Source organism: Acidovorax sp. KPB24-03, from assembly GCF_057546605.1.
This window is the reverse complement of record NZ_BAAJYR010000035.1, coordinates 1-24,338: the sequence shown is the minus strand read 5'-3', so window position 1 is coordinate 24,338 and position 24,338 is coordinate 1. Positions and strand designations below refer to the sequence as shown.

Sequence of the window (24,338 nt, the reverse complement as noted above, 5' to 3'; positions counted from 1 at the left end):
CACGTACCTGAACATGGGGTATCTGATGCACCAGGGCAGCGGCTCGCAGCGCGGGTACGGGTTCGAGCTGCGCACGGACCTGTGGGGGTCGATCCGGGCGGACAAGGGCCTGCTGATCACCACATACCCGCAGGACTTCACCTCCAAGGTGGCGAGCAACAACCCGGACGGGTTCGATCAGCTGGGTGCGACGCTTGCCAACACCTCTTCACTCATGCAGGAGGCCGGGCAGGCCGTGTCGTCGGTGAACGCCACCATCGGCGCATTGGCGGATGCCAAGTCCTCGCAGATCGCCAGCATGGGGGCAGGCATTGCGGCCATGACCGGGGGCGCGGCGGGCGGCTTGGCCTCGCTGGCCAAGATGGCAAGTTCCCGCTCGGGTGGTGATGGAGGAGGGGGCGCGGAAACGGCCATGCCCACCAACACCGACCCTGCCATGCCGGATGCGCGTGGCCTGATGGATTTGTCCAAGGACATCACCAAGCCGATCGTGTCCATCGTGAGCCCGGAAGGGCAAAGCATGATCAGTCCCAAGCCCATCGTCGTCAGTTCGGGCCAGAGCACGTCGGTGCATGCACAGCAGCACGTGACCATCTCCAGTGGCGCGCAACTCACGCAGTTGGCCAAGGCCGGCATGCTCACGCATGTGACTTCGGGCGGGCAAAGCAACATGGTCTCGGGCGGGGATGTGGCCTCCGTGGCCCAAACCGGCAACATGAATCTGGTGGCGGAGCAGAACATATCGCTGTCCTCCACCAGCCTGAACGCCAACGTGCTGGCCAAGGAAAACGTGGTGGTGAATGCGCAGAGCGACACGGTGTTCGTGAACGCGGGCAAGAACATCACGCAGGTGGCGGGAGAGAGCGTGACCCTGGTTTGCGGCGCGGCGTCCATCACCTTGAAGGCCGATGGCACGATCGTGCTCAATGGCGTGAAAGGCGTCTTCAACTTCCAGGACGACCTTGACCAGTTCGGGAAAAAGATCAACCTCAATTGCTGAGGCCCTCCGCCCGAGGCCTCCATAAGAAAAAACCATGCTTTATCACTTCCAAGAAGGCCACATCACGCCACCGCCCCATGTGACGGACCGCACCATGCACCTGCTGGCGCCCGAGCCCGGCTCCGGCGGCATGACCATCGCGATCTCGAAGGACCCGCTGGAGGCGGACGAAACGCCTCCGGAGTTCTTGAAGCGCCAGTTGAACGATCTTTCCCGGCAAGTGAGCAAATTCACCCGCAGCGAGATCGAGCCCGCATTTTTGGGGGCCGGCCAAAAAATCGGCGGCTCGAAGTTTTCGGTGAGCTACAAGCAGCAGGGCAAAACGGTTTACCACGTGCAGTCGCTGTTCCTGCTGCCGGACACGCGCCAGGTGCTGAGCCTGACGTTCTCGCTGCCGGTCCCTTTCACCGATGAGCACCACAAGATGGTGAGCGATGTCTTGGGGAGTTTCGTCTTGCGTGAGTGACGACGGGGCGACGACCCGAACGCACGTGCCTGAAGGCACGGCTTGAAAAAGATGGAGACAAAACATGGGTGGACTGGCGGCGGCGAGGCTGGGCGACGACATCGGGCACGTGTCGGTGTGGTCGAGGCTGGCGCGGGTGGGGTTGCGGCTGGCGTCGGGGATGGTGGAGACCTTGCTGGTGGCAGGTGCGGTGGCGCTGTTGGCTGGGGTATCGGTGGCCACCATGGGCTGCGGGGCGATCCTGGCGTGCGGCCTGCTGGCTGGCTTCATCGGAGGGGCGACCGGCTGGAGCAGCTACAAGGAAAAGAAGATCCAGGAGATGACCGAGGACATCGGTGAACTGGAGATCACGGGCAAGCTGGGCGCGCAGGGGGCGGGCACCGTTCTCATCGAAAAACGCCTGGCCATGCGGGCCGTCGCCGATTTCACCGCCTGCACCAAGCACTCCTCACCCAACTCCAATTTCATCGCCGAGGGCACCGACAGCGTCTTCATCGAGACTTTTCCCGCTGCGCGCAAGGGCGACAAGCTCATGTGCGCCGCGCAGATCGCCACCGGCGCGGACACCGTCTTCTTTGGCGGCAACAAGACCGCCTACCTCAACGTCGCCGACGACAAGCTGTGGTGGGAGACCGCGCTGGAGATCGGTGTCGGCCTGGCCATGGGGCGCGGCAACTTCCTGGGGCGGGTGGGGTGCCTGGCCATGGGCGCCGTCGTCGGCATGGCCGGCGAGTGGCTCGGGCGCGGGTTCCGGTCCCTGATCGGCTATCCCGTGCATCCCGCGACGGGCGGCAAGGTCTTGGACGGCAGCCGCGACACCGACTTCGTGCTCCCCGGGCCTTTGCCCATCGAATGGCGGCGCTTTTACAGCAACCACGACCACCGTCAGGACACCGTGCACGGCGAGGGCTGGAGCGTGCCCTACGACATCGAACTGCACGTGGTTCGCCCAGCGCCAGGCAGTGGACAGGCCGGGCGCCTCGTTTACGTCAATCCGCAGGGGCGGCACATCGAGCTGCCCTGGGTCGAACCAGGCAACGCCCTCTTCAACACTGGAGAGGGCTTCATCGTCGGGTGCACCGCCGGGGGGCACTTCGAAGTCAGCGGCCTCGACCACATCCACGAGCAATTCGGCCCGGCGCCCGAAGAGCCCGGCACCCATGTCCTCAAGCTCCTGCGCCTGCGCGACCGTTTCGGGCACTGGATCGCGCTGCGTTACGACAGCGCGCGGCGCCTGGTGGGCCTCACCGACCACCTGGGGCGGGTACTGCGGCTGGACTACGCGGGGCAGGCCCGCCAGGTGCAGTCCATCCACCTGGTACAGGCCGCCCCCGGCGAGCAACTGGGCCTGCTCGCTAGCTACCGCTATGCGGCCGAGAGTCCCCATCAGGATCGCCAGGGCCCCGGTCATTCGCCCGAAGACCCCGTACCTGGCCAGCTCACCGAAGTGCTCGACCGCACGCGCAGCCTCACCCGGCGCTTTGCCTATGCCGAACGCCTTATGGTCCTGCAGGTTGATGCCGGCGGCTTTGCGTGCCACTACGCCTGGGAGAGCGCCGCGCAGGCCAGCGGTCCCGAGCGCCAGGACGGCGCGCGTGGCCCCCAGGGCCAGCGCCTGCGCGACCGCCGCGTCGTGCGCCACTGGACCGAGGACGGCGAAACCTACGACATTGCCTACACCCTGACCGGCGAGGACGGCATTGCGAACGGGGGGGCGCAATCCAGCGGCGGCGAAACGACCGCCACCGACCAGCTGGGCCGCTGCCAGCGCTGGCGCTGGGACCGCCATCACAACCTCACCCGGTATCAAAACCCCCTGGGCCACACCTGGCAGCTGCGCTGGAGCGAGCGGCGCGAACTGCTCGCCTGCACACGGCCCAGCGGCGCCACCATCACGTTTCAGTACGACGAGAACGCCCTGCAGACCGGCATCATCGACCCGCTGGGCCGGCTCACACGTACCCTGTGGGACAGCCGCTGGTTCGTGCCCTTGCGCGTGACCGGGCCCGACGGCGCCACCTGGCGCTGGGAATACGACGATCGGGGCCTGCCCACCACCGAAACCACGCCGGACGGCCGCACCACCGAGACCGCCTGGGACGCCAGCGGCCTGCCCGTGCAGATCACCGACGCGCGGGGCGGGCGCAGCACCCTCGTGTGGAACGAGCGCGCGCTGCTCATGCGCCACACCGACTGCTCCGGGCAAAGCACCCACTACGCCTACGACGGGCATGGGCAGTTGCAAAGTGTCACCGACGCGATCGGGCAAGTCACCCGCAGCACCTTCGATGCGCGCGGGCGCCTCGTGTCCGTGGCCCTGCCCGACGGCAGCAGCCAGACCTTCGCGCACGATAGCGCCGGGCGCCTCGTGCAGCACACCGATGCACTCTCGCGCGCCACGCGCTATGGCTACAACGCGCGGGGCCAGCGCCTGTGGCGCGTGGACGCCGAAGGGCGGCAAAGTGGCGTGCGCTACGACGTGGCGCACCGCATGGCCGAGTTCACGACAGAAAACGGCGCCAGCTACCGCTTCGGCTACGACGCTGGCGACCGGCTCATCGAAGAAGTGCGCCTGGACGGCACGCGCATCGCGCTCGAATACGACCCCGACGGCCAGGTCACCGCCATCACCCACCACGCGGGCGGGGGCGATGACGTGTTCGGGGACATCGAAACCCAGGCCACCGAAGGCACCCTGGCGCAAGGACTTAAGGTGCAGAGCGCCATGCCCGCGCGGCGCACCGAAATCGTGCGCGACGCGCTCGGGCGCCTCATGGAAAAGCGCTGCCAGGGCCAGATCCTGCGCTACCGGCACGATGCCGCGGGGCGGGTGGTGGAGGCCGCGCGCCTGCGGGTGGTAGAAGAAGGAGATGGCGAACCTGACCACCAGGATCCCGCCCGGGAAGAGCTGCTGCACACCGTGCGCTTCGAATACGACGCCGTGGGCCGTCTGGTGGCCGAGCACGCCACGGATGCGGTCTCCGGGCACACCCACCGCCTGCGCCACGCGCACGACGCGCTCGGGCACCGCACGCGCACCGAACTGCCTGCCGTCGCCCGGCCCGGCGGCCGGGTGCTGCAGCGCAGCCTGAACTACCTGCGCTACGGCTCTGGGCATCTGCACCGCATCGGCCTGGGCCTGCGGGAATCGCTGGCGGCCGAAGCGGTTGAAGGGGGCGAAGCGGCAAGAGAAGAAGGCGATGACCTGACTGCCGTGCCGGCGAGCGAGGCGCACCGGCTGATCGCCGACTTCGAGCGCGATGCGCTGCACCGCGAAGTGCACCGCAGCCAGGGCAGCCTGGGAACGCGCTATCTGCTCGATCCGCTGGGGCGGCGCGTGGGCAGCTGGACGCGCTCGGATGCGGGCCTGCAGGCGGCGGGCTGGGAGCGCGAGTGGCATCAGCAGCAGGTGGAGTTGGCCGAGCACGGCCCCAGCCATGCCACCGGCCTGCTCAAGCAATACCGCTACGACGCGGCGGGCGAGCTGCGCGACAGCGTGCACAGCCACAAGGGGCGCAGCAGCTGCCAGTACGACGGCACCGGGCGGGTGCTGCAGGCCTTGCGCATGGGGCCGGGGGCCGGGCAGGGCGCGCCGAATGCATCGGGCGCATCAGGCCTCGAGCGCATGCAGGAGCGTTTCGACTACGACCCCGCCGGCAACCTGATGGACTCGCAGGCAAGTCATGGGGTGGGGTCGGGACCGGCGGGCGCCGGTTCGCACGGCTACCTGCGCGACAACCTCTTGCGCGTGTACGAGGACAAGCGCTACGCCTACGACGGCCTGGGCCGCCTGGTCCAGAAAAAGAGCGGGCGGCACACGCTGCAGCACTTCGAGTGGGATGCGGAGGACCAACTGGTGGCCGTGACCACGGTGCGCCGCCCGGGCACGGCCGAGGCAACGCGCCAGGTCACGCGCTACCGTTACGACGCGCTGGGGCGGCGGGTGGCGAGCGAGGACGCGTTCGGAGTGACGGAGTTCGTGTGGGAGGGAATGCGGCTGATCGAGGAGCGCCGCGGGACGCGGGTGACCAGCTATGTGTACGAGCCGGGCGGCTATGTGCCGCTGGCGCGCATCGATGCGCAAGGGGGCAGGGCGGTCGAAGCTGTGCAGGCGGCGGTGCCAGCCACGGAGCGGGCCAGGGAACAGGCCGCGCCACGCGAAGAGGCGCCGGACGGCGCGCAGATCTACTACTTCCATGCCGACCCCTCGGGCCTGCCGGAGGAACTGACCGACCCCGAGGGCCAGGTGCGCTGGCGCGCCAGCTACCGCACCTGGGGCGGGGCGCTCAGGGAGCAGTGGGAGGCGGTGCGCATCGACGGCAGCGCCATCCCCGAGGCGCAGGCGCACGGCCGGGGCGAGGCGATCGAGCAGAACCTGCGGCTGCAGGGGCAGTACCTGGACCGTGACACAGGGCTGCACTACAACACGTTCCGCTTCTACGACCCGGACATCGGGCGCTTCATCAGCGCCGACCCTATCGGGCTGGCGGGTGGCAGCCATCTGCATCTCTATGCGGACAATCCATTGCGGTGGACCGACCCTTGGGGCCTGGAAAAGTACGTCATCATCGGAGAGGGGCAGGGCGCCGTGGAGGCCTATGCCAAAGCGATGAGAGAGAACCCCCGGCTGTCGGGACACGAGTTCAGAACGATCAAGAAGGACTGGCCTGGAGTCATCCGTTCCAGTGGCGCCTCCACCGAAACCATGAGTTCCTACGAATGGGAGCGCAAGGCCGTGCAAGGCAATATCGACTGGATCAATGATCGCCATGCAGAAGGTTATAAATTCATCGATATCGGGGTCGATGGCGCAGAAAATCGAAGCTCTTTTTACCTTGCGGAGAAACAGGCCTTGACGGACCTTGGCGTCAAACCGGCGCGAGGAAACGCAGCGGCCATTGCTGCCGCGCGAGCCGCGGCGCCTGTGAGCGGCCGGCCAAAATCCAAATTGGGATGCTGAATGGATTCTTCCTTTTCCAACGAGTACATCGCCACGTGGATCCATGTGCCCATACCGCGCCATGGCGAAGAACGAGCGCGAAATTTCTACGAGAAAGACCTCGGGTTCAAAAGAAGCTACAGCGAGTTTTGGGTGGCAGAAGACGGCTTGGTGCGTTTGCAACTCAAGTTCGTGGAGCACGTTGAACAAATCAACGCGCTCCAGCTGTCATCGCTGTGCAGCATCTTTCTGAATGGCGACTTTCTCTCGCTGTGCGAGCGCTGGGTGCACCAAGGCGTGTCCATCGAATTGCTGCAACTCGATCCGGGAGGCTTCACCGCGGTCGTTTTGGACCCCTTCCTCAATCGCCTTGAGTTTCGTGGTGATGAAGAGTCCAGTGATTTCTCGATCGACACGAGTCAGTGGCCTTTTTTTTCGCCGCGCTTAGCTGATCTTCAGCCCATGCCTTCGGGTTTGATCTGGGCCCGCGCAATGACGGGTTTCCAGCGCGCCTGTTCTGATTTGATGAAAGCGTCGAACTCCGCACTGGTGTTTCCAACCGCCAAAGCCGTTTCCTGAGACAGCTTTTCCTTGACCAGAGAGCTTCGCGCTGCCTTGACGGCCTCGGTTTCCAGTTTGGCCAGATGGGCTTTGGGCCATTTGCTGGGGGCCATCAACCCGTACCACTGGGTCATTTCGAAACCTTTGAATCCCTGTTCAGCCACCGTGGGCACATCCGGCAATTGGGGAAGCCGCTGTGCGGTTCCCGTGGCAATGCAGCGCAATTTCCCGGCCTTGATGAAAGGCAGCAGGGCCGGTGCGCCCACGGCTGCGGCCTGCAGGCGGCCGGCCATCAGGTCGGTGAGCATGGGGCCCGTTCCCCGATAAGGCACGTGCAACATGAACGTGTCGGTCACCATCTTCAAATACTCGAATGCCAAATGGCCAGCGCTGCCATTTCCCGCAGAACCGTAATTGAGCTGGCCCGGACGGGCTTTTGCATAGGCAATGAATTCCGAAAGACTCTTGATCGGCAGATCCGGATGCACCACGTACAAGCTTGGCACTTTGGACACCAGCGTGATGGGCGCAAAGTCACGGTTGGCGTCGTATGGCAGCTTCGGAAAGATGTAGGGGTTGACGGCCAGCGTACCGATATGGCCCAGGATCAATGTGTGCTCGTCGGTGCTGTTGGCGACTTCCTGCATGGCGATGTTTCCTGCAGCGCCCGGCTTGTTGTCCACGAACACGTTCTGACCGATGGTCTTGGACATTTCTGCAGCGACCGCGCGGGCCACGATTTCGGAGCTGCCGCCGGGCGCAAATGGGACCACCAGTCGCAGTGGTTTCGTAGGCCAGGTGGATTGGGCACTCCCGATGCGCCATGGCAGAACCGAAACGGCGGCTGCAGAGCCTGAGAGAACGAGGCGACGGCGGCTGAGTACCGCCGGATGTGAAATGCGCATGGCTTGTCTCCATATTGTTGTAGTCAAGCAAACTGCGGGTGATGCAGATGCAGGGGCTTGCTCAGCTTAATGCAAGGCAGGCGTGGCATGGTGAGACTCAAAGCAGATCACGCAAGCATCCGTGCTTTAATGATTTTACATAATATACATCGTATCTAGTCAGGAGATATAAAAAAATGAGATCAATATCCCGACAGATAAATGCACTTAGACGATTTTTCGGCGTTCACCCGCTGAATCGCACGGTGTGGACTGTAGGTGCATCCAGCTAGCTGTGTCAATCGTCGAACCGCCGGCTTTGTGTCAAGACGATTCTTTTCTGAATTCAAACTTACTCGATGTGGGGTGGTTGATCATTCCAGCTTCAAGACCGGGTTGGCCGGCGGTACGGGCAAAACCCAGCGGTCGGGCTCGGCCAGCACGACGGCAGCGAGCCGCCCGACGCTGGCGCCGCCTCGGCCCATGACCTGGTAGCGCAGGATGTTCACGCGGCCCTTGCCCTGGCCCGAGGTCATGCGGTGCCAGCCGGCCTTGATGACCTCGCGCTGCACCTGCAGGCCCGTTGCGTCGGCTTGATCGGCGGGCCCGGTCTCTCGGGCGTAGAGCTTGAAGATCAGCGGCGACACCAGCGCCATGCCTTCTTCCACGAAATGCACGGCGGCGCCGGTCTCGTTGTGCTTGATCTCGCGGCTGGCCAGGCCGTTTTGCAGCCAGCGCATGAAGGCGATGGCGACCTCGCTGGGCTCGACCTTGCGGGCGGCTGCTTCGTGGGGCAGCTCGGGCAGGTGCGGCGCCAGGACCACGGGCGTGGGCGGCGTGCGCGCAGACGTTTCTGGGGTCACGCCAAAGAGCGGACGCACGAAGCCGGGCTCGGGTCGCGCCGGCGGCGTTACCGTGGATGGAGCCGTGGTGGGTGCTGGCGTTGGCGACGACGCCGGCGCGGGCGCCCTCGTTGTTGATGCAGCCTTGGGTTTGGGCACGGACTGTTCCGGTGTCGGCGCTGCAGGTGCTTTCTTGCCGTTCGGCGTTGGCGCATTCTTGGGCGCCACCAGGGGTGGCCTGGATGGCGCTGCCGGCATGCTGGGCCGCACCGGCGCGGGCGCGGCGGTGCGCACGTCGTCGTCCTCGTCCAGCCATCCGTCATCGACGTCGAAGCCATCGTCCTTGCCCCCGATGCGGATCACATCGTCCAAGGGCGGGAACGTGGGCTCAATGCGTTGGGGTGCCTTCGCCTGGGCAGGCGGTTTGGCGGGTACGGAAGCGGCGGGTGCCGGCACTGATGCCTGGGCCGGGGCGGCGAATGCTGGCGCAGTTGATGGCGCAGTTGATGGCGCAGCATTTGGAGAATTTGCCGCAATCTCCTGCGCGTTGCCGCTCGACCCTGCCGCAGGCTTGGGCTTGGGCCGATTGAACGCGGGGGCCTTAAGCTGGTTCTCGTTGGGCTTTTGAGAAGTTGCCGCAGCCTTGGACTTGTTGCGGTTTGCTCCAGCCTCCTGGGCGTGGGATGCTGCAGGTTGGGGCGCTGGCGCGAGAGCTGCCGCATCCTTGTCGGGTTGCCTCGATGCACGCGCTGCATCAGCGCTTTCGGCGCCCTGCTGCACCGACACCTGCCCTGCCCCATCCTCCTGGTCGCCCTCTCCTGCTGCTTCATCCTTGCGTTTGTCCCGCACCACGATGCGGCCGGCCATCGGCTGGGGGTACTGGCTCGGATCGTCATAGAACTTGGCCAATGGAAACCTCAGCATGGTCAGCGAGTGGCTGTAGCCTGCTGCAACCGTGTCCTGATGCGTTGCGGCAGCTTCCTGCGGGCCTGTTGCACTGTCGGCACTGCCTGCTGCATCCTGGGCCTGACCCTGCACCGTCACGTACCAGATCGCCTGGCCGCTGTGCGGATTCACCTCGATGCAGCCGTACTCCTGCCAGGTGTCGAACAGCCGGTCGTTCTTGGCCTCGCCCGGTACGGCTTCCTCGGGGGCATGGTCCTTGATCCAGGTGCGCACGCCATCGGCCAGGCGCTTGGCCACGAACCACATCGAGCCGTCATGCACCCAGCCCGCCGCGCCCGAGCGGTTCAGCGGCAGCGCGGTGCCCGCGCGCAGCATGGCCTTCACCGCATTCATCAGCAGGTCGATGAGCGGGATCGCATTGCTGGTGGTGAACCGCGCCCGGCTGCCGTGCAGCAAAGCGCGCTGGGTCGATGCCTGATCGGCGCGGCCGACGATGCTCGCCACCAGCCCATCCTTGGTGCCCGAAAGGAAGCGGGTTAGCGCCTCCAGCGTGTGCGGCCGGCGTGCGAGAAACGTCACCGCCGTGGCCGGTGCGATCTGACCCAGCAGCGTGACCGCCAGGCGCGAATGCGCGCCATAGTCCCTTGCGGATTTGGGGGCGAACTCCACGAGGTACTCTGCCGCCCTGCCCGGCTCGATCCGCGTCATCGGTCCCCCGATCGGATTCCACCGGGTGCGCTCCGCCGCCCCAGGCGTGCGCCATGTGACGCGCAGATCCGTCAGTGGCTTTGCGATGTCGTGCAGAAGCGCGGCGAAGAACACCACGTAGGTCCACTCGTCGCGCTCGGCATCGATCTGCTCGATGGGGGCGCCCTCTGGAAGGAAGTGCCCATTGCGCCAAGTCATGGCCGCCAGGAGCATTTCCAGGGTGTGGGCCAGCAGCCCGCCCACGTGCGCGTGGTGATGGGCCTCGGACGCCGGCATTAGCTGCACCATCTCTGCGTAGCGGTGGATCGCGGGCAGCAGATCGCGCAGCCATACGCTTTGCGCCAGGCGCGACTGGCGCCACATGTCCTGCATTGCCTTGTCCGCGTTCACGCACACCAGCAACTCGTCGGCGGGCAACAGACGCAGCCACCCCTGCTCCGAGCCCTCCACGGCGATGCTCCGCGGCGTGGTGGGTGGGTTGGGTGTGGTCGGTGTGGGGGCCGTGGCGGGAAGGGTTGCACGAGCGGGCACGCCCTGACGCCCAAGCATCCGGCCTGCATCCACCCACCGGCTGCGAAGCCATTCGAGCGATCGCTTCATGCGGGTGCCAGCAGGTAGCGGGACAGTTGCTCCAGCCATGGCTTGGATGCCGGCCGGCTGTCATCGACGCAAAGCCAGTCCTCGTCTCCATGCGGCATCTCGATGAAGTCCAGCCAGCATTGCTCCAGCGGACTCCACAAGCAAGCGGATGCCTCGGGCCGATGCTCGTTGCCCCACCATGCGCGCACGCGCACCAGGTCCAGGGTCAGCAGATCCTGCACGATGGCAAGCCGGCGGGCGTGGGCCACCCGAACATCCAAACTTGCGGCAGCTTCACCGGGGATGCGGCAGACATGCCGGAGCAACACGTCGCGAACGCAGATGTTGGGTGCTTGCCAGTCCTCCAGGTGGCGCTCCAGCCCGTCGTAGCGGCCCAGCCATTGCAGCAGCCTTGATGTCCAGTTGGCCAGGCCCAGCGAGGACAGATGCTGCACGATCGCGTAGACCGCGTGGGCGTGATCCAGCGCATCGCGGCCGGAGTGCGGCCATCCCGCGTTGGGGGCGGGGTTGCTGTGCTGCGCCCTCAGTCGCGGTTGCCGCGCAGGGCTGGGCGGCGAGAATTCGGGGTCCAGTGCTTCTTCCATGATGGCGCAGCACTGTATTGACGACGGGCCAGGCAGGCCAGCGAGAACCCTGCGCGATGTCGCGGAGGGTTTACGCTTGCTTGGCCGGTCCGGTTCTGCTAAGCATGCATGAAACAAAGAAAGGGAATGAATGCCGACCATGAAACAGTCGCCTGACATGAAGCAGCAGTTCGCTCAAACACTGCGACAGGCGATGGAAAACGCTGGCTATGCGGCCAAGCCCGCCGTGCTACAGCGCGAGTTCAACAGCCGGCGCCCGGCCGACAAGCCGATCACGCTGCATGGCGTGCGCCGCTGGTTGATGGGAGAGACCATTCCCAGCTACCCCAAGCTGCAGGCGCTTTCCGATTGGTTGGGAGTGCCGGTGCACGAACTCATGCATGGGGCCAAAAGCCCTTCGGTCAAACCATCCAACTCGCCACGACCCATGGCACCTGACGACCGAACCGCATGGAGGCATTCCTCAATCTGCCAGCTGCTCCGCGACGCATTGCACGGGATGTGATACTTGCCATCGCCCGTGCGAACGAGGTCGGCAGAACCTCGTGATCGACCGGGTTCTACAAACTACAAAAGGGAGTTTTCTATGAGATTGAATCGTCTGGACTTGGCCGGCTTGTTGGGTGGTGCGATGCGTCCTGGGGCGGACATTGGTCCCGCCGACACGCAGTTGGAGGGCAGTTACCGGCGTGGCTATCAGCAAGCCATCGCCGAGGTGGCCGCGCAGATGCGCGCCGACCAGGACGTAACCCCGGAACTACTGGATGCCTGGGTGGAAGGCGTGGGCATGCAGTGGCGGCATGTCAGTCCCCTGCATCGCAAGATTCTTGCGCCGGCACTGATCGAGACCTGAAATTGGGACCCCGCCGAAAGGCGGTATCGATATACTGGTGTTTCATACAGTCATTGGAGAGCGCCATGAACGCCATCGAAACCCGATACACGGTTGCACTGCGCGACTGCCCCACCCTGCCTGCGAGCGAGCGCATTGCGGCTGAGGCCGCCTACGCCCGCTCACTGGAACGCCTGCTTGGTGGACCGGAGGGCGTCGTGGACACCCTCGCATCCGTGCAACGCATTCAGGAGCAGGAGGACGATGATGCTTCGCCCGAAGCCCGCACTCGGGCCCTGGCGACGATCAACCGCTGGGCGAAGGCGGCTGCGGCAGCGCGCCAGGCCGGCTTCGCTGAGTTGCAAGGCGAGGCCGAGGAAGGCTACTTCGAAGTCCGGCTGGACTGATTGCCATGGACCAGATCGCCATCGCCATTATGGGCGCGGCCGCTGCCTGGCTCTCGCAGTCGCGTGATCCAGCGCAGGCACGATGGGCTTGCATCTTCGGGATGCTGGGCCAGCCCTTCTGGTTCTATGCCGACTGGAAAGCCAGCCAGTGGGGCATCTTCGTGGTGTGCGTGCTGTATGCGATCGCCTGGATGCGGGGACTGTGGGTGCACTGGCTCTCGCCTCGGCGAGCGACGGGTGTGGGGACGATCCAGATTACGCCAGGGCGGGAGCGTTGATTTCTCATTCGTGTTTATGCTCAGTCTTACACCGCCACGATCTGTGTCACAAACTGCACAGAATGATCATCTCGAATCACCGCGCCAAGCGGAGTATTTGTCAGGCGGTTTTCGCAGGTCTCGTCAAATTCAATTGGTACGTTTTGCTGTGCAAAAAGAAATTGCAGTGCTCTTGCCGTGCCAGTTGAGATGCCGCCATCTGCATCACCGCCATGCATGGCGACCCGCATCGTTAGGCCCTGCTGTTTGATTTCCTCAATGTAATCGCGAATGGATGCAAGAACTTCGTCTGGCATCAATTCATCATGCACAAATGGAAGCAAATGAAACACGCGCACTTTTGCGCCTGGCAGGGAATTTCCAGTGTATGGGTCAAAATTCTCTGAAGCGCAAGCTACAGCAATACATGCTGTCATATTGTCAGTAACCACGAGCTGGTTTGGCTGACTGGTTCCAGTGCTGTACAGGTGTCTTGTACTTTCCGTATTGGGCACCGTACCGTTGAAGCCTGCGACTTTCACCGTCACGCCTTTATGGAGTTCAAAACTGTAGCGATGAGGCACTGAATTCGCGGGTGTGTCGATGCGAACGCAGGGAGGATAGATTGAATTGTTCCTGTTCTTAATGGGGGAATTCTGGTGGTTCCGTTCCGACTGGTACATTTCTTTGGGAACCATTACAAGCGTTTGCATGTTAAAGCGGCGTCCCAGGCGGTGGTGAGAAACCTTGACGCTCTCTTCGCTAGAGGCGGGCGTGCTTCTATTGCGCAATCCATCAAGCGCTCCCCGATTCATGGAGGTTGATGCTTGAGTCGGGCGCCCCGGTGATGTCGAGGCATCACTCGAACGCGGTGGAGACCCGGTTCCTGAAAAAGATTTTTTCTGTGCTGAAATGCATTGTCCCACGGCGATAATCCTTGATGAAAAAGAGCATGCTATGGGAGTTGAGCAATGACTTCACGAAGATGCGGAACTCATTCGCTCCGTCGCGAAGTCCATGGCGAGTGATTTAGCTGCGGACTGCCTCAAAGAAAGCAATGGATGCTGGGCTGCTGCAAGCTTTTTTTGCTCAGATCCCAGGCTAATGCTGAAATCATCAAATGGTGTATCTGCGGCATGTTCGCGGCAGTCGGGCTGTTCGCCACCATCGCCAAGCTCTGGCACTGAAACAGATTACTCCACCCCTTTGGCCCGCCTCGTGCGGGCTTTTTTCTTTCTGCTGCGACAGTGCTGCTGGCCAGAGCTGAGGCAGAGGTCCCGACGCTTGGTCCTTATGCAATTCGACGGTGGCCCGATCAGTCGGCGATAGGCTGGCCCACCTCTACGGCGTATGGCTGAAACTCGCACATGTTGTATGTAGTATTTATATACAACATACAAATAATACATGACGGCCTCCAACTCGGCAGGCCTCGCAAGCCCTTTCACTCACCGCTCGCAAACTGCATAACTGCCGTGCTGCCCGGGCTGTCGCAGGGTATTTCGGGATCATGGGCAGGGGCCCGCCGCCGACCCATGACTCATCGCCCGTAAAAGCCCTTTCCCCTGTCCCCGTAGGCCCTTTCGTGCGTCCGACGATTTAGGAGGACGCACGCCCTTTGGATACGCCCCTTGCTCCAGTAGGAAACCCTTTGCCCGTAGGCCCCCGCCCTCGGGGGGCGCCTTTCTCCTGCATGCGCCTTTCACCTGCGGTATTTCACGGAATTCCGCAGCTTTTATTGCCTACCACTGTGCGGAACGCCCGTCAAGCGTAAACCGTCCGCCACGTAGCGGAGGGTTTCGGCTTGAGGCCACTACCTACAAAAAAGACACTGCCGGCCATTGGCGACGTTTGCCCGGATGGGTGACGTCTTTGGCCCGCAGTCTCTTGGCTTGCGGGCGTTTTCTCTACAGGTGGTGGATTCATGGGGCAGGCGCACGCAAAGGCGGCAAGTGCAGCGGCACGGGTTGCGGTGATGGGCACGGCGATGGGAGTGCTTGGCTGGCTGGCGATGCCGGCCCAGGCGCAGGCAGTGGGCGATGGATCGGTGCGCATCGGCCGCTACAGCACGCAGCAGGCGGTGCCGGTGGCAAGCGCCAGCGACCCGCTCGCCGTGTTCGCCACCATCACGTTCCCGCGCCAGCAGGTGCGTACCGTGGGCGATGCCGTGCGCCACACGCTCCTGCGCACGGGTTGGCAGATGGTGGACGTCGCGGCGCTCTCGCCCGAAGCGGCTCGCTTCCTGATGCTGCCGCTGCCCGAGTCGCAGCGCGTTCTGGGCCCCTACCGGGTACAGGACATCCTGGATCTCCTTTTGGGCACCACCTGGCAGTGGCACCACGATCCGGTGCAAAGACGTCTCTGGTTCACCGTGACGCCTGCCTATGCGCAACTGACGCAGGCCAGCACCACCGCGGCTTCGGTCGGTGCGATCACGAAGCCCGTGCCCGACCGAGATGCTCAGTCGTTGACGGGAACGCCGCTCGACGCTACACGCAACACCGCACCGACCACTGCGCAGGAGACCCGCGATGCAGCAGCACGTTGAACCGCACATGGCCCGCGACACGGCGCAAGATCCTGGCCAGCGCGCCCATCGGGATCACGAGATCGACCTCCTGCTGGACCACCAGGACGACGTGCATCGTCAGGACGGCCAGCCGATCGATGGCCAGGATGCCGCCAGGGCATGGCACCCAGACACCGCTGCGATGCCGCTGGCAGATGACCCGCAAGCGCCAGCGGATGCCAGTGCTCGCCGGCGCCGACCATTCGGCAAGGCGACCACCGGGATCCTGGTCCTGCTGCTGACCCTGATCGCCTGGACGGCTTACGGCCGCTGGATGCGCTCGGATGTCCCGCTGGCGCCCGAACCGGCCCAGCCGGCCGCACTGGCCCAGCCGGCCGAACCTGCGGCCACGGCTGATGTAGCCCAGGCCGATCCGGTCTCGACTGCGGCCAGCCTCGCCGCGGCGCCGCCGCCGCCGGCATCGGCCTCAATGGCGACCGCGAGCGCGGTGGTGCCGCAGGCCTTGCCGGAGCCGACGCATCCGGAACTGCCCGCGATCGACGTCGCACCTACTTTGGCCAGCATGCCGAGACCCGGCACCGTTGATGCCGGCGCGGCGGCACCCACCGACGCCCAGGATCAGCGCCTGGATCGCCTGGAGTCCCAGCTCGCCCGCATCGAAACGCTGCTGACGCAGCGCACTGCGAACCAGGCACCGCCTACCGCCGCTGCCGCCGTTCCGGGCACACGCCAACTGGTCCGGCCCCGCGCTCCAGCCGCCAAGCCTGCCGCCGCTGCTCCGCCAGAGGCTCCGAAGCTCGCCGGCCAGTTGCTGTCGGTGGACATTTGGGACGGGCGTCCTTCCATCGTCGTTGGCACCGGAGAGACCGCCGACCAGCGCGTGCGGGTGCTGCAACAGGGCGACTCCTACAACGGCATCACCCTCAAATCCATCGACGTGGCCGCGCGCCGCGCCACGTTCGACGTGGGCCAGGGCCGTCTGGTCCAGCTGTCCGTGGAGGGTCAGTGACATGCTGGTGATCCATTCGCGTGCTGCCATCGTTCATTGGTCCCTCGCCTTCCTGATCACGCTGGGTGCTGCAGCGCCCGCCGTCGCACAGCCAAAGACACAGCAGCAGCGCACGCAGGAGGTGACCAGCCAGCGCGGCGGCGCCGACCGTGCGGGCACGGTGCTGGACGAGAACGACCAGCTCATCGCCTCCATCTGGGGCCTCTCAAGCGAGGAGATGCTGCGCGCCAAGGTGCTGCTGCAGGGCCCTCGCAAGTCGTTCTCCGTGGAGAACCTCTCGCCCGTCGAGGCATTGGGCATCCATGCCCGCAGCGATGCGGAGCGCCGCAAATACGCAGAGATGTTCGCGCGCACCTTCCACGCGGACGTGGAGCGCTCGCTCGCCTGGAATGCCGCCTTCACGGAGGCCATGGCCCGGATGTATCCCAATGAGCCTGTCATGGACTTCAGCGGCCAGGCCAAGGTGGCCGCACCCATCGGCGCGGCGGACATGCTCAATGTGCCGCGCTCCCTGGTGGTCGATACGTTGCCCGGCACCGGCACGCCGAAGGCGTCGAAGGCCCGCTGATGCAGACGATGCTGCAACGCCGTCCCATGGTGCTGGGCTTGCTGGCAGGCATGCCCGCTTGCGTGCTGGGCGCAGAACCCATCGGCCCATGGCTGCCCTACCGCCCCGAGGACGTGAAGCGGATCGAGCCGACGGGCGCGCCACTGCCGCAGATCTCCCGCGGGGTGGCTGCGCCGACGCGCCGCATCGATCCCGTGCTGAACGACATGCGCCCGGACATCCGCCCCGCATCCATGGTGCAGAGTCACCCGCCGAAGGCCTACGCGGTCACCGCAGCGCGCATGGGCGTGCCGCCCTGGCTGCTCTTCGGCGTCGCCCTGCAGGAATCCAAGCTCAAGTTCGGCGAGCGCACCCTGCCCTACCCCTGGACGCTGTGCGTGCGGGGCCAGGGACTGCGCTACGCCGACTACCCCGAGACGCTGGCCGCGCTCAAGGGCTTCATCGCCCGCCGCGTGACCAACATCGACATCGGTGCGATGCAGGTCAACTGGCACTGGCATGGCGACAAGCTCCAGCAGCCCGAGCGCGCCCTCGATCCCTACCCCAACCTCGCCGTGGGCGCGCAGATCCTGCGCGGGCACTTCGAGGCAGGCGGCAACTGGCGCCGCGCCATCGCGCTCTATCACACGGGCTCGGACAACACCCGCGAGACCCTCTCGCGCGGCGCGCGCTATGCCGATCAGGTGCTCCAGCGACTGGGGCGCATGGGCGTGCCCGTGGCCGCTCTGCTGCAGAGCGCTCCACGTCTGGCCTTGGGAGGCTCGCATGCGCAGGCTTGATGCAATGCTTTTGGCTTCTGCAGTGATGTGGACCGCTGCTGCGAACGCCGGCCAGCCTGCACTGCAACAGATCCATGGCAGCGATGCCACCGTGCCGGTGGCACCCTACCTCGCCGCGATCGTGGGCGGCGAGGACCAGCAAGGCGTGATGCAGGGCATGACGTTTCCGCTGCGCTCCAGCCTGCGCCAGGGCGTGCTGGCGATCGAGGGCATCTCCGTGTTCAACGCCCGCTGGATGACCCAACCCATCGCGGTGATGGGCACCGACTGGGCATCGCTGCAGTGGCTGCATCTGCATCAGGACCGTCTGCGCGCGCTCGGCGCCTCGGTGGTGGTCGTCGCAGCCGGCAGCGAGGACGAGTTCAAGGCGCTGCAGCGCACCGCAGCCGGCGTGCCGGTGGCGCCCGCGCAGAGCCCATGGCTGGAGTCCCGCATGCGCGCGGCCGGCATAACGGTCTATCCGGTCTTCATCGACCTCGATGGCCGGGCACGCCAGATCATCTTCGACGGGGCCGATGACGATCTCGGGAAAGGCACGCCATGAAGAACCACGCGGTCCTGGAGGCGCTGCTGCGCCCGCCCATCGAGTTGTGGAGCGTGGCCATGGCCTGGGGCGTGGCCCTGGTGGCGGTCGTCGCGCCTTGGGCGCTCATGATGCCGCCCCTGCTGGGCTGGGTGGCGGCAGTGATCGCCTTCGCGTTCGGCTACCAGCGCCTGCGCCAGGCGCTGCAGATCCTGCGCTACCAGCACTTCATGAAGTACTACAAGGTCACGCGCATCTCGCCCTCCAAGATTCCGGTGGGCAAGGACGAGTACTACCTGGGCGAGGGCTTCGAGTGGACGCAACTGCACACCCAGCGCAAGCGGGATGCCACGCGCACGGAAGCGGAGCCGTTCGTCAAACCCAGCGCCTCCGAGATCGCCCGGCGCCGCTGGGGCACGAAGCTCAATGCCGAACTCCAGGCCAAGCTGCACACGCAGCCCTCCCAGTTGGGCCGGCCTTCCCACCCTTCCCAACCCACAATCCTGGTGCGTGCCCTGGCGGGCGCGCTGTCCAGCGAGGCCTGGTTCAATCCTCTGCGCTCCCATCCCGACCTGGGCGGCTCGCCCATCCTGCACGGCGTGGGTGCGCTGCAGGAAGGCCCCGTCAAGATGCGCCAGTCCTCGCGCTCCGGCCACATGATCGTCATGGGCACCACGCGCGTGGGCAAGACGCGCATGCTGGAAATGTTCGCCACCCAGGACATCCACGCCGGCCACGTGACCATCGTGATCGATCCCAAGGGCGATGCGGAACTCATGCTGCGTCTGTACGCGGAAGCCGCCCGCGCAGGCCGGCTGGACCAGTTCTACCTGTTCCATCTGGGCTACCCCGAGATTTCCGCGCGATACAACGGTATCGGCAATTTCGCGCGCATCACCGAGGTGGCCACGCGCGCGACCAATGCCCTGCCGTCCTCCGGCAACTCGGCCGCGTTCAAAGAGTTCTCCTGGCGCTTCACCAACATCGTGGCGCAGGCCCAGGTGGCGCTCGGGCGCGTGCCGACCTACGAGACGCTGCTCAAAGATGTGACCGGCATCGACGGGCTGTTCATGGACTACGCCCGCATGATCTTCACGCGCCTGGCGGCGCAAGGGCAGCACACCGACTGGGAAAAGCGCGTTGCCGCCCTCGAAGCGGTCGTGGGCACCAAGGGTGGGCCGGCCGTGCCGCGCAGCCTGGCCGACCGCACGCCCGATCTGGTGGCGATGTTCCTCTGGATCAGGGACTCCAAGGTCGAGGACACGGTATTGCGAGGCTTGGCTGCCGCGTTCAGCTACGAGCGATCATTCTACGAGAAGATCATCGCCAGCCTCGGGCCGTTCCTGGAAAAACTTACCACCGGAGCCGTGGGCAAGCTGATCTCCCCGGACTACTTCGATGCCAGCGACAAGCGGCCGGTCTTCGACTGGATGACCGTCATGCGCCAGGGCGGCATCGTCTATGTGGGCCTGGATGCCCTGTCCGACTCGGTGGTGTCCTCGGCCGTGGGCAATTCCATGCTGGCCGACCTCGTGAGCGTGGGCGGCAAGCTCTACAAGACCGGGCTCGATCCGCACCACCCGGATGGCAAGCTGCAACTGCCCACCGTGTGCTGCCATTTCGATGAGGTCAATGAGATCGCAGGCCCCGAATTCGTACCCATGGTCAACAAGCTGGGCGGGTCGGGCTTTCGAATCACGGCCTACACGCAGTCGATGTTCGACATCGAGGCGCGCGTGGGCGACAAGGCCAAGGCCGGGCAGATCCTGGACAACTTCAATCACCTGGTGATGCTGCGGGTGCGTTCGGTCACCACGGCCAACCTGCTGGCCGAGCAGGTGCCGCAAGTGGAGGTCGTGCACCTCACGCCCATGTCCGGCGTCACCGACACGGCGGCGCAGGGCACGGGCGTGGACTTCACGTCCCGCAACGACGACATCGTGACCACCACCAAGGTGGCGATGATCGAGGCGGCCGACCTTCTCAGCCTGCCGCAGGGCCAGGCGTTCGCGCTGCTGGAGGGAAACCGACGCTTCAAGATTCGCATCCCGCTGGCGGACTCCACCAACGATCCGTTCGTTCCCGAGTCGCTCAAGAAGGTGGCCAGCGACATGCGCAACCGCTACCGCACCAGCGAGCAATGGGCCAAGGAGACGGACTGGATGGGCGACTGGATGGCCGCGCAGCCGTTGGGCGCCGCGGCCGCGGACCTGATCGCCACCGACCTGGCGCACGAGGACTCGGATGCAGGCGAAGACGGTGTGGATGCAACGGGGGCAAACGACGCCGCGATGACCAGCACGGCCCTGGGCCAGATCATGAGGCACGGATCATGAAGGAGCTGTCATGAGCGACGCGCCTCCCAAGGGACCGGTGCGCCCCCGCACGCGCGGCCCCGTCGAACTCGTGCTGGAGATCGGCATCGGCCTGACCTTCGTGGCGTTGTTCTCCTGGTTCGTGGGCATCCTCATCGAGATCGGCGGGATGTACCTGCTGTGGAAGGACGAGGGAGTGGTCCATGCACGCACGCTGGTGGAGCAGGACCTGGGATACATCGCCGCCGCGCCGCGCAGCCTCCTGGTGCCCGACACGGTGGCTTTCTCCCAACGGATCGTGCGGTGGGTGCAGATGCCCTATGAGCGGCTCGGCGTGCTGCGCTGGTATGCGCGCTTCAACGGTCCGCAGGCGGCGCCTGAGCCCACGCCATCGCACGCCACCGCCGCAGTCGGTGGCAATCCGCGGGAGGGCAGTCCCTTGTCCAAGGGTGTGGGTCAGGTCAGCCGCTCCATGGGCAAGCTCCTGTCGCAATGGGCGCTGGTGTCGATGTACGTCGCGCAGGACGTGCTGCTGCGCATGTCGGTGGCGCTCTTCGCCCTGCCCGCCTTCATCCTCGCCTGCCTGGTGGGGGCCGTCGATGGCCTGGTGCGCCGCGATCTGCGCCGCTGGGGCGGCGGGCGGGAAAGCTCCTTCGTCTATCACCACGCCAAGCGCTACACCGCCTGGTCGCTCACCGGCGGCTTCGGCCTCTATCTCACCTGGCCCTTCGGCGGCTTCAACCCCGCCTACATGGTCCTCGTTTTCACCGTCCTCGTCGCCGCCACCCTCTCGACCACCGTGGCGGCATTCAAGAAATATGTCTGAACCCATCAGGAGAACCATGATGCAATCCCCGCCCTCCCACGAAACTGGCCAACGCTGCCGCAGTGCCTGGCTGATCGCCCTGCTGCTGGCGGCGGGCGCGGCCGCAACCGTTCCCGCGCACGCCGGCGACGAGGACACCGAGCGCGAGCACCTGGCGCGCATCGCGCACGAGATCGAGCGCGTGCAGGCCATGGTGGCCACCGCCGCGCAGGATGCGCCCACCGGCCAGCGCGTCAAGTTCCGCTACGACTGGCTGGCCAGCGACTTGCAGATGCTGCGCGAGGGCATCGAGCGGCACACCGACACCCCTCGCCAGCCGCGGCCCGTGGCGCCGCTGCGCGGCGACTACCGCCAGTGATCCCTGCTTGCCGCACACCAACTGCACGGACACCCCCATGAACCAGACCATGCGCGAGGCCTTTCGCACCGGCTCGGGCGCCGATCCCGCAACCTTCAAGACCACGCTCACGCTCATCGTGAGCGCCGTGGTCCTGACCTTCTTTGCCTGGATCGTGATGCAGCTCATGGATGCCTACCGCCACGAGCGCGTGACCGCGGTGCAGGCCACCATCGCCGGCGTCAAGGCCATGGTGCTGCTCTCGCTCGTCTTGTACGTCGTGGTCTAGCCGCGACCGTTTTCCATCCCACTTTCATTGAAGGACCCATTCATATGCCATTGTCCCCATTGCGCCGTCTGCAAAGCCTCCAGGCGCTCGCCCGCAACACCCTGTCCCTCGCCCGGGACCGCGCAGCCCGTGCATTGCTCGCTCCTGCCGTGGCCCTGATCTGCACTCCCGCCCTGGCAGCGCTGCCCACTATGCCCAAGCCCGGCGAGGCCATCGGCGGCGGCACGGTCGCCGAGGGCGACTGGCTGGGCAACATGGGGGCCCTGATGAAGGCCGGCCTCATCATTCTCGGCCTCGTCATCGTGGGCTATGGATTCATCCATGTCGTTGCCGGTGCGATCTCGAAATGGCGCGCCTACACCGCTGGAAAAGCGGAAAAAGCCGACTTGGTGGAGTATTTCATCATGGCCGGCGTACTCGGTGGGTTCATGGTGATCATGGTGACCTACGCGCTGGAAACCATCAAGTGAACCGGCAAGTCGCGCTGAATGCCCCGCACTCCCGACAACCATCCAGACGCACCGCAGCAATTTGCAGCTTCGCGCGGGGCCCCGCTGACCGCTCACGTGAACGTCGAGCCATCGATCTTCAACGGGATGACCACGACCGAGGCCAAGGTGATCGCAGCCGCGGCACTCGCTGCCTGTCTGTTCATGGGCGCCATCGTCACCACGTTCACGGGCCTGTGGCAGGTCATGCTGATGCTCGCGATCTTCGGGCCCATGGCGGTGCTGTGGTTCTCCTCGACCTGGCTGGCTCGCATCAAGCGCGGCCGGCCCGATGGCTACTACACCCAGTACCTGCACCTGTGGGCCGCTCGCCGGGGGTGGGTCCGGTGCCGCTTCATTGGGCACGAGGGCTGGTGGGACCTGGGGCGCTCCTTCGAGGGCTCGCTCGCCTCTGCCTTGCGGCCACCGAGGGAGGTGCGCAGGGATTCGCACGGCCAGTCCCCTGCCGACACACATCACCGACCGGATTGATCCGCCCGATCAACTGAGCCACCGACACCATGAATCCCTACCTCGACGCCCTGGCCTCGGCCCGGGCACAGAACGCCACGCTGCGCCACGCGATCCTCATCGTCGCCGCCATGGGCGCCCTGGGCATGTACTACGCCCACTCTATGCCCAAGAACCTGGATCTGCACCTCGCGCCCAACGTCAAGGCCGGCGACAGTGTGCACGTGGAGAGCGGCAACGCGCCCGTGCCCGACACCAACGTCTATGGCTTCGCTTACTACATCTGGCAGCAGGTCAACCGCTGGCAGGCCGATGGCGCCAAGGACTATGGCTCGCAGATATTCTCCCTGCAAGCCTTCGTGACGCCAGCCTGCCGGGCCCAGCTCGAAGCGGACATGCAGTCGCGCTACAACAGCGGCGAGTTGCGCTCGCGCACGCGGCAGATGACGGAGATTCCCGGCTTCGGTTACTCCAGCGCGCGCGTGGTCGCGGACGGCCCGGATGCCTGGACCGTGCTGCTGGACATGCAGCTCATGGAGAGCTTCCGGGGCCAGCCCGTCAAGGATGCGTTCATCCGCTACCCGCTGCGCATCGTCCGCTACGACGTGGACCGCGAGAAGAATCCGTGGCGATTGGCCATCGACTGCTATGGCGCCAACCGGCCGGCGCGCCTGGAGATGAGCGAGGTGCAGGCGGTGCGCAGCGGCCAGGCCGCGCCCCGGCTGCCCACCACCCTTACGCCCGCGACCCTCCCGCGCACGGCCGACCAGCGCGCGGACCCCAACAGTCCCCAGGCCACGCCCCTGCAGGCCCAGGGCGGCGCTTCGCCCTCCGCATCCACCCCTTCGTCCCCTGCCCACCAATGATGGTCCACCACACCATGACCCGACTCCTGTTCCGACGCTCCGTGCTGGCCGCGGTCGCTGCCGTCTCGATGCTGCCCTGCCTGCCGCAGGCGCAGGAGGTCCGCCAGCTCTCCCTGGCCAACGTTCCACCGGACATGATCGATGCCGGGCCGCAAGGCAGTGCGCAAGGGGGCGGAAAGCCCGCCGGCAGGAACGACGTCGACCTGGGACAGGATCTGTCTCCCGAGGGGACCAGCCCGCAGCCTGGGTCAGTGGGAGCCGCCTCGCCCGCGCGGGCGGCCGCCCAGGCGGCACGCGCAGGGAGTTCCTCGGCTGCTCGCACTCGCCGCCCACCCGCCACGGGTGCCGCCG

At 65.5% G+C, this 24,338-nt stretch carries 24 protein-coding genes; 20 read left to right on the top strand and 4 right to left on the bottom strand.

Translation table 11 applies throughout. The features are described 5' to 3' along the window. The 3 genes from AC27KI_RS07235 to AC27KI_RS07225 all read left to right on the top strand — a co-directional run. Nucleotides 1–1,000, top strand: a 1,000-nt coding sequence (locus tag AC27KI_RS07235) for a DUF2345 domain-containing protein (RefSeq protein ID WP_487113213.1), incomplete at its 5' end; no start/stop codon positions are given. A 34-nt stretch (nt 1,001–1,034) separates the two neighbouring features. After that, on the top strand, nt 1,035–1,466 hold the full coding sequence (locus AC27KI_RS07230; RefSeq protein WP_487113211.1) for a DcrB-related protein: 432 nt from the start codon (nt 1,035–1,037) through the stop codon (nt 1,464–1,466). 64 nt (nt 1,467–1,530) lie between these two features. Next, a complete protein-coding gene (locus AC27KI_RS07225) occupies nt 1,531–6,426 on the top strand; it encodes an RHS repeat-associated core domain-containing protein (RefSeq protein ID WP_487113209.1) in 4,896 nt (1,631 codons plus the stop codon). A gap of 434 nt (nt 6,427–6,860) precedes the next feature. On the opposite strand, the gene AC27KI_RS07220 is transcribed toward AC27KI_RS07225, so the two are convergent. The 3 genes from AC27KI_RS07220 to AC27KI_RS07210 form a co-directional block, all read right to left on the bottom strand. Continuing rightward, nucleotides 6,861–7,871: a Bug family tripartite tricarboxylate transporter substrate binding protein gene (locus AC27KI_RS07220; protein ID WP_317355056.1), complete on the bottom strand. Its 1,011-nt coding sequence runs from the start codon at nt 7,869–7,871 to the stop codon at nt 6,861–6,863. Nucleotides 7,872–8,224: 353 nt separating this feature from the next. After that, the gene (gene mobH / locus AC27KI_RS07215; protein WP_487113207.1) at nt 8,225–10,756 is read right to left on the bottom strand and encodes a MobH family relaxase; all 2,532 of its coding nucleotides are present in this window, start codon (nt 10,754–10,756) and stop codon (nt 8,225–8,227) included. A 146-nt stretch (nt 10,757–10,902) separates the two neighbouring features. Further along, nucleotides 10,903–11,490: a hypothetical protein gene (locus AC27KI_RS07210; RefSeq protein ID WP_284399700.1), complete on the bottom strand. Its 588-nt coding sequence runs from the start codon at nt 11,488–11,490 to the stop codon at nt 10,903–10,905. Between the two features lie 157 nt (nt 11,491–11,647). Between AC27KI_RS07210 and AC27KI_RS07205 the strand changes: the two genes are divergently transcribed. From AC27KI_RS07205 to AC27KI_RS07190, 4 genes are all read left to right on the top strand, one after another. After that, nucleotides 11,648–11,995 (top strand): hypothetical protein, encoded by a 348-nt coding sequence (locus tag AC27KI_RS07205; RefSeq protein ID WP_487113205.1) that lies wholly within the window; start codon nt 11,648–11,650, stop codon nt 11,993–11,995. Nucleotides 11,996–12,076: 81 nt separating this feature from the next. Continuing rightward, nucleotides 12,077–12,343 (top strand): hypothetical protein, encoded by a 267-nt coding sequence (locus tag AC27KI_RS07200; RefSeq protein WP_284414922.1) that lies wholly within the window; start codon nt 12,077–12,079, stop codon nt 12,341–12,343. Between the two features lie 65 nt (nt 12,344–12,408). Beyond that, nucleotides 12,409–12,729, top strand: a complete 321-nt coding sequence (locus AC27KI_RS07195) for a hypothetical protein (protein ID WP_284414920.1) — start codon at nt 12,409–12,411, stop codon at nt 12,727–12,729. Then, nucleotides 12,729–13,007: a hypothetical protein gene (locus AC27KI_RS07190; RefSeq protein ID WP_487113215.1), complete on the top strand. Its 279-nt coding sequence runs from the start codon at nt 12,729–12,731 to the stop codon at nt 13,005–13,007. Before AC27KI_RS07195 ends, AC27KI_RS07190 begins: the two co-directional genes overlap by 1 nt. A gap of 26 nt (nt 13,008–13,033) precedes the next feature. Here the strand turns inward: AC27KI_RS07190 and xopAF are convergent, their stop codons facing one another. Then, the gene (xopAF, locus tag AC27KI_RS07185) at nt 13,034–13,801 is read right to left on the bottom strand and encodes a XopAF/AvrXv3 family type III secretion system effector (RefSeq protein WP_284414918.1); all 768 of its coding nucleotides are present in this window, start codon (nt 13,799–13,801) and stop codon (nt 13,034–13,036) included. 1,178 nt (nt 13,802–14,979) lie between these two features. Here xopAF and pilL2 point away from each other — a divergent pair. The 13 genes from pilL2 to AC27KI_RS07120 all read left to right on the top strand — a co-directional run. Then, nucleotides 14,980–15,534 (top strand): PFGI-1 class ICE element type IV pilus protein PilL2, encoded by a 555-nt coding sequence (gene pilL2, locus AC27KI_RS07180; protein ID WP_487113202.1) that lies wholly within the window; start codon nt 14,980–14,982, stop codon nt 15,532–15,534. Beyond that, the gene (locus AC27KI_RS07175; protein WP_487113200.1) at nt 15,518–16,525 is read left to right on the top strand and encodes a hypothetical protein; all 1,008 of its coding nucleotides are present in this window, start codon (nt 15,518–15,520) and stop codon (nt 16,523–16,525) included. Before pilL2 ends, AC27KI_RS07175 begins: the two co-directional genes overlap by 17 nt. A 1-nt stretch (nt 16,526) precedes the next feature. Next, a complete protein-coding gene (locus AC27KI_RS07170) occupies nt 16,527–17,093 on the top strand; it encodes a hypothetical protein (RefSeq protein WP_284414910.1) in 567 nt (188 codons plus the stop codon). Further along, a complete protein-coding gene (locus tag AC27KI_RS07165; protein ID WP_284414907.1) occupies nt 17,093–17,872 on the top strand; it encodes a transglycosylase SLT domain-containing protein in 780 nt (259 codons plus the stop codon). The genes AC27KI_RS07170 and AC27KI_RS07165 overlap by 1 nt, the downstream gene beginning before the upstream one ends. Before the next feature lie 4 nt (nt 17,873–17,876). Then, entirely contained in the window at nt 17,877–18,416 is a 540-nt protein-coding gene (locus tag AC27KI_RS07160; RefSeq protein ID WP_284414905.1) for a DUF2859 domain-containing protein, read from the top strand. Beyond that, the gene (gene traD / locus AC27KI_RS07155) at nt 18,413–20,731 is read left to right on the top strand and encodes a type IV conjugative transfer system coupling protein TraD (protein WP_284414903.1); all 2,319 of its coding nucleotides are present in this window, start codon (nt 18,413–18,415) and stop codon (nt 20,729–20,731) included. The genes AC27KI_RS07160 and traD overlap by 4 nt, the downstream gene beginning before the upstream one ends. Before the next feature lie 10 nt (nt 20,732–20,741). Next, entirely contained in the window at nt 20,742–21,536 is a 795-nt protein-coding gene (locus tag AC27KI_RS07150) for a TIGR03747 family integrating conjugative element membrane protein (protein ID WP_487113197.1), read from the top strand. A 19-nt stretch (nt 21,537–21,555) separates the two neighbouring features. Next, the gene (locus AC27KI_RS07145) at nt 21,556–21,894 is read left to right on the top strand and encodes an integrative conjugative element protein, RAQPRD family (protein WP_284399660.1); all 339 of its coding nucleotides are present in this window, start codon (nt 21,556–21,558) and stop codon (nt 21,892–21,894) included. A gap of 37 nt (nt 21,895–21,931) precedes the next feature. Next, nucleotides 21,932–22,162, top strand: coding sequence for a DUF3262 family protein (locus tag AC27KI_RS07140; RefSeq protein WP_284414899.1), 231 nt, complete (start codon nt 21,932–21,934; stop codon nt 22,160–22,162). 44 nt (nt 22,163–22,206) lie between these two features. Next, nucleotides 22,207–22,632 (top strand): DUF2976 domain-containing protein, encoded by a 426-nt coding sequence (locus AC27KI_RS07135; RefSeq protein WP_284414897.1) that lies wholly within the window; start codon nt 22,207–22,209, stop codon nt 22,630–22,632. A gap of 18 nt (nt 22,633–22,650) precedes the next feature. Beyond that, nucleotides 22,651–23,142 (top strand): TIGR03750 family conjugal transfer protein, encoded by a 492-nt coding sequence (locus tag AC27KI_RS07130; protein ID WP_284399649.1) that lies wholly within the window; start codon nt 22,651–22,653, stop codon nt 23,140–23,142. A 29-nt stretch (nt 23,143–23,171) separates the two neighbouring features. Beyond that, a complete protein-coding gene (locus tag AC27KI_RS07125) occupies nt 23,172–23,987 on the top strand; it encodes a PFL_4703 family integrating conjugative element protein (protein WP_284399647.1) in 816 nt (271 codons plus the stop codon). 14 nt (nt 23,988–24,001) lie between these two features. Beyond that, the coding region (locus AC27KI_RS07120) for a hypothetical protein (protein ID WP_487113193.1) at nt 24,002–24,338 on the top strand (337 nt) is incomplete at its 3' end.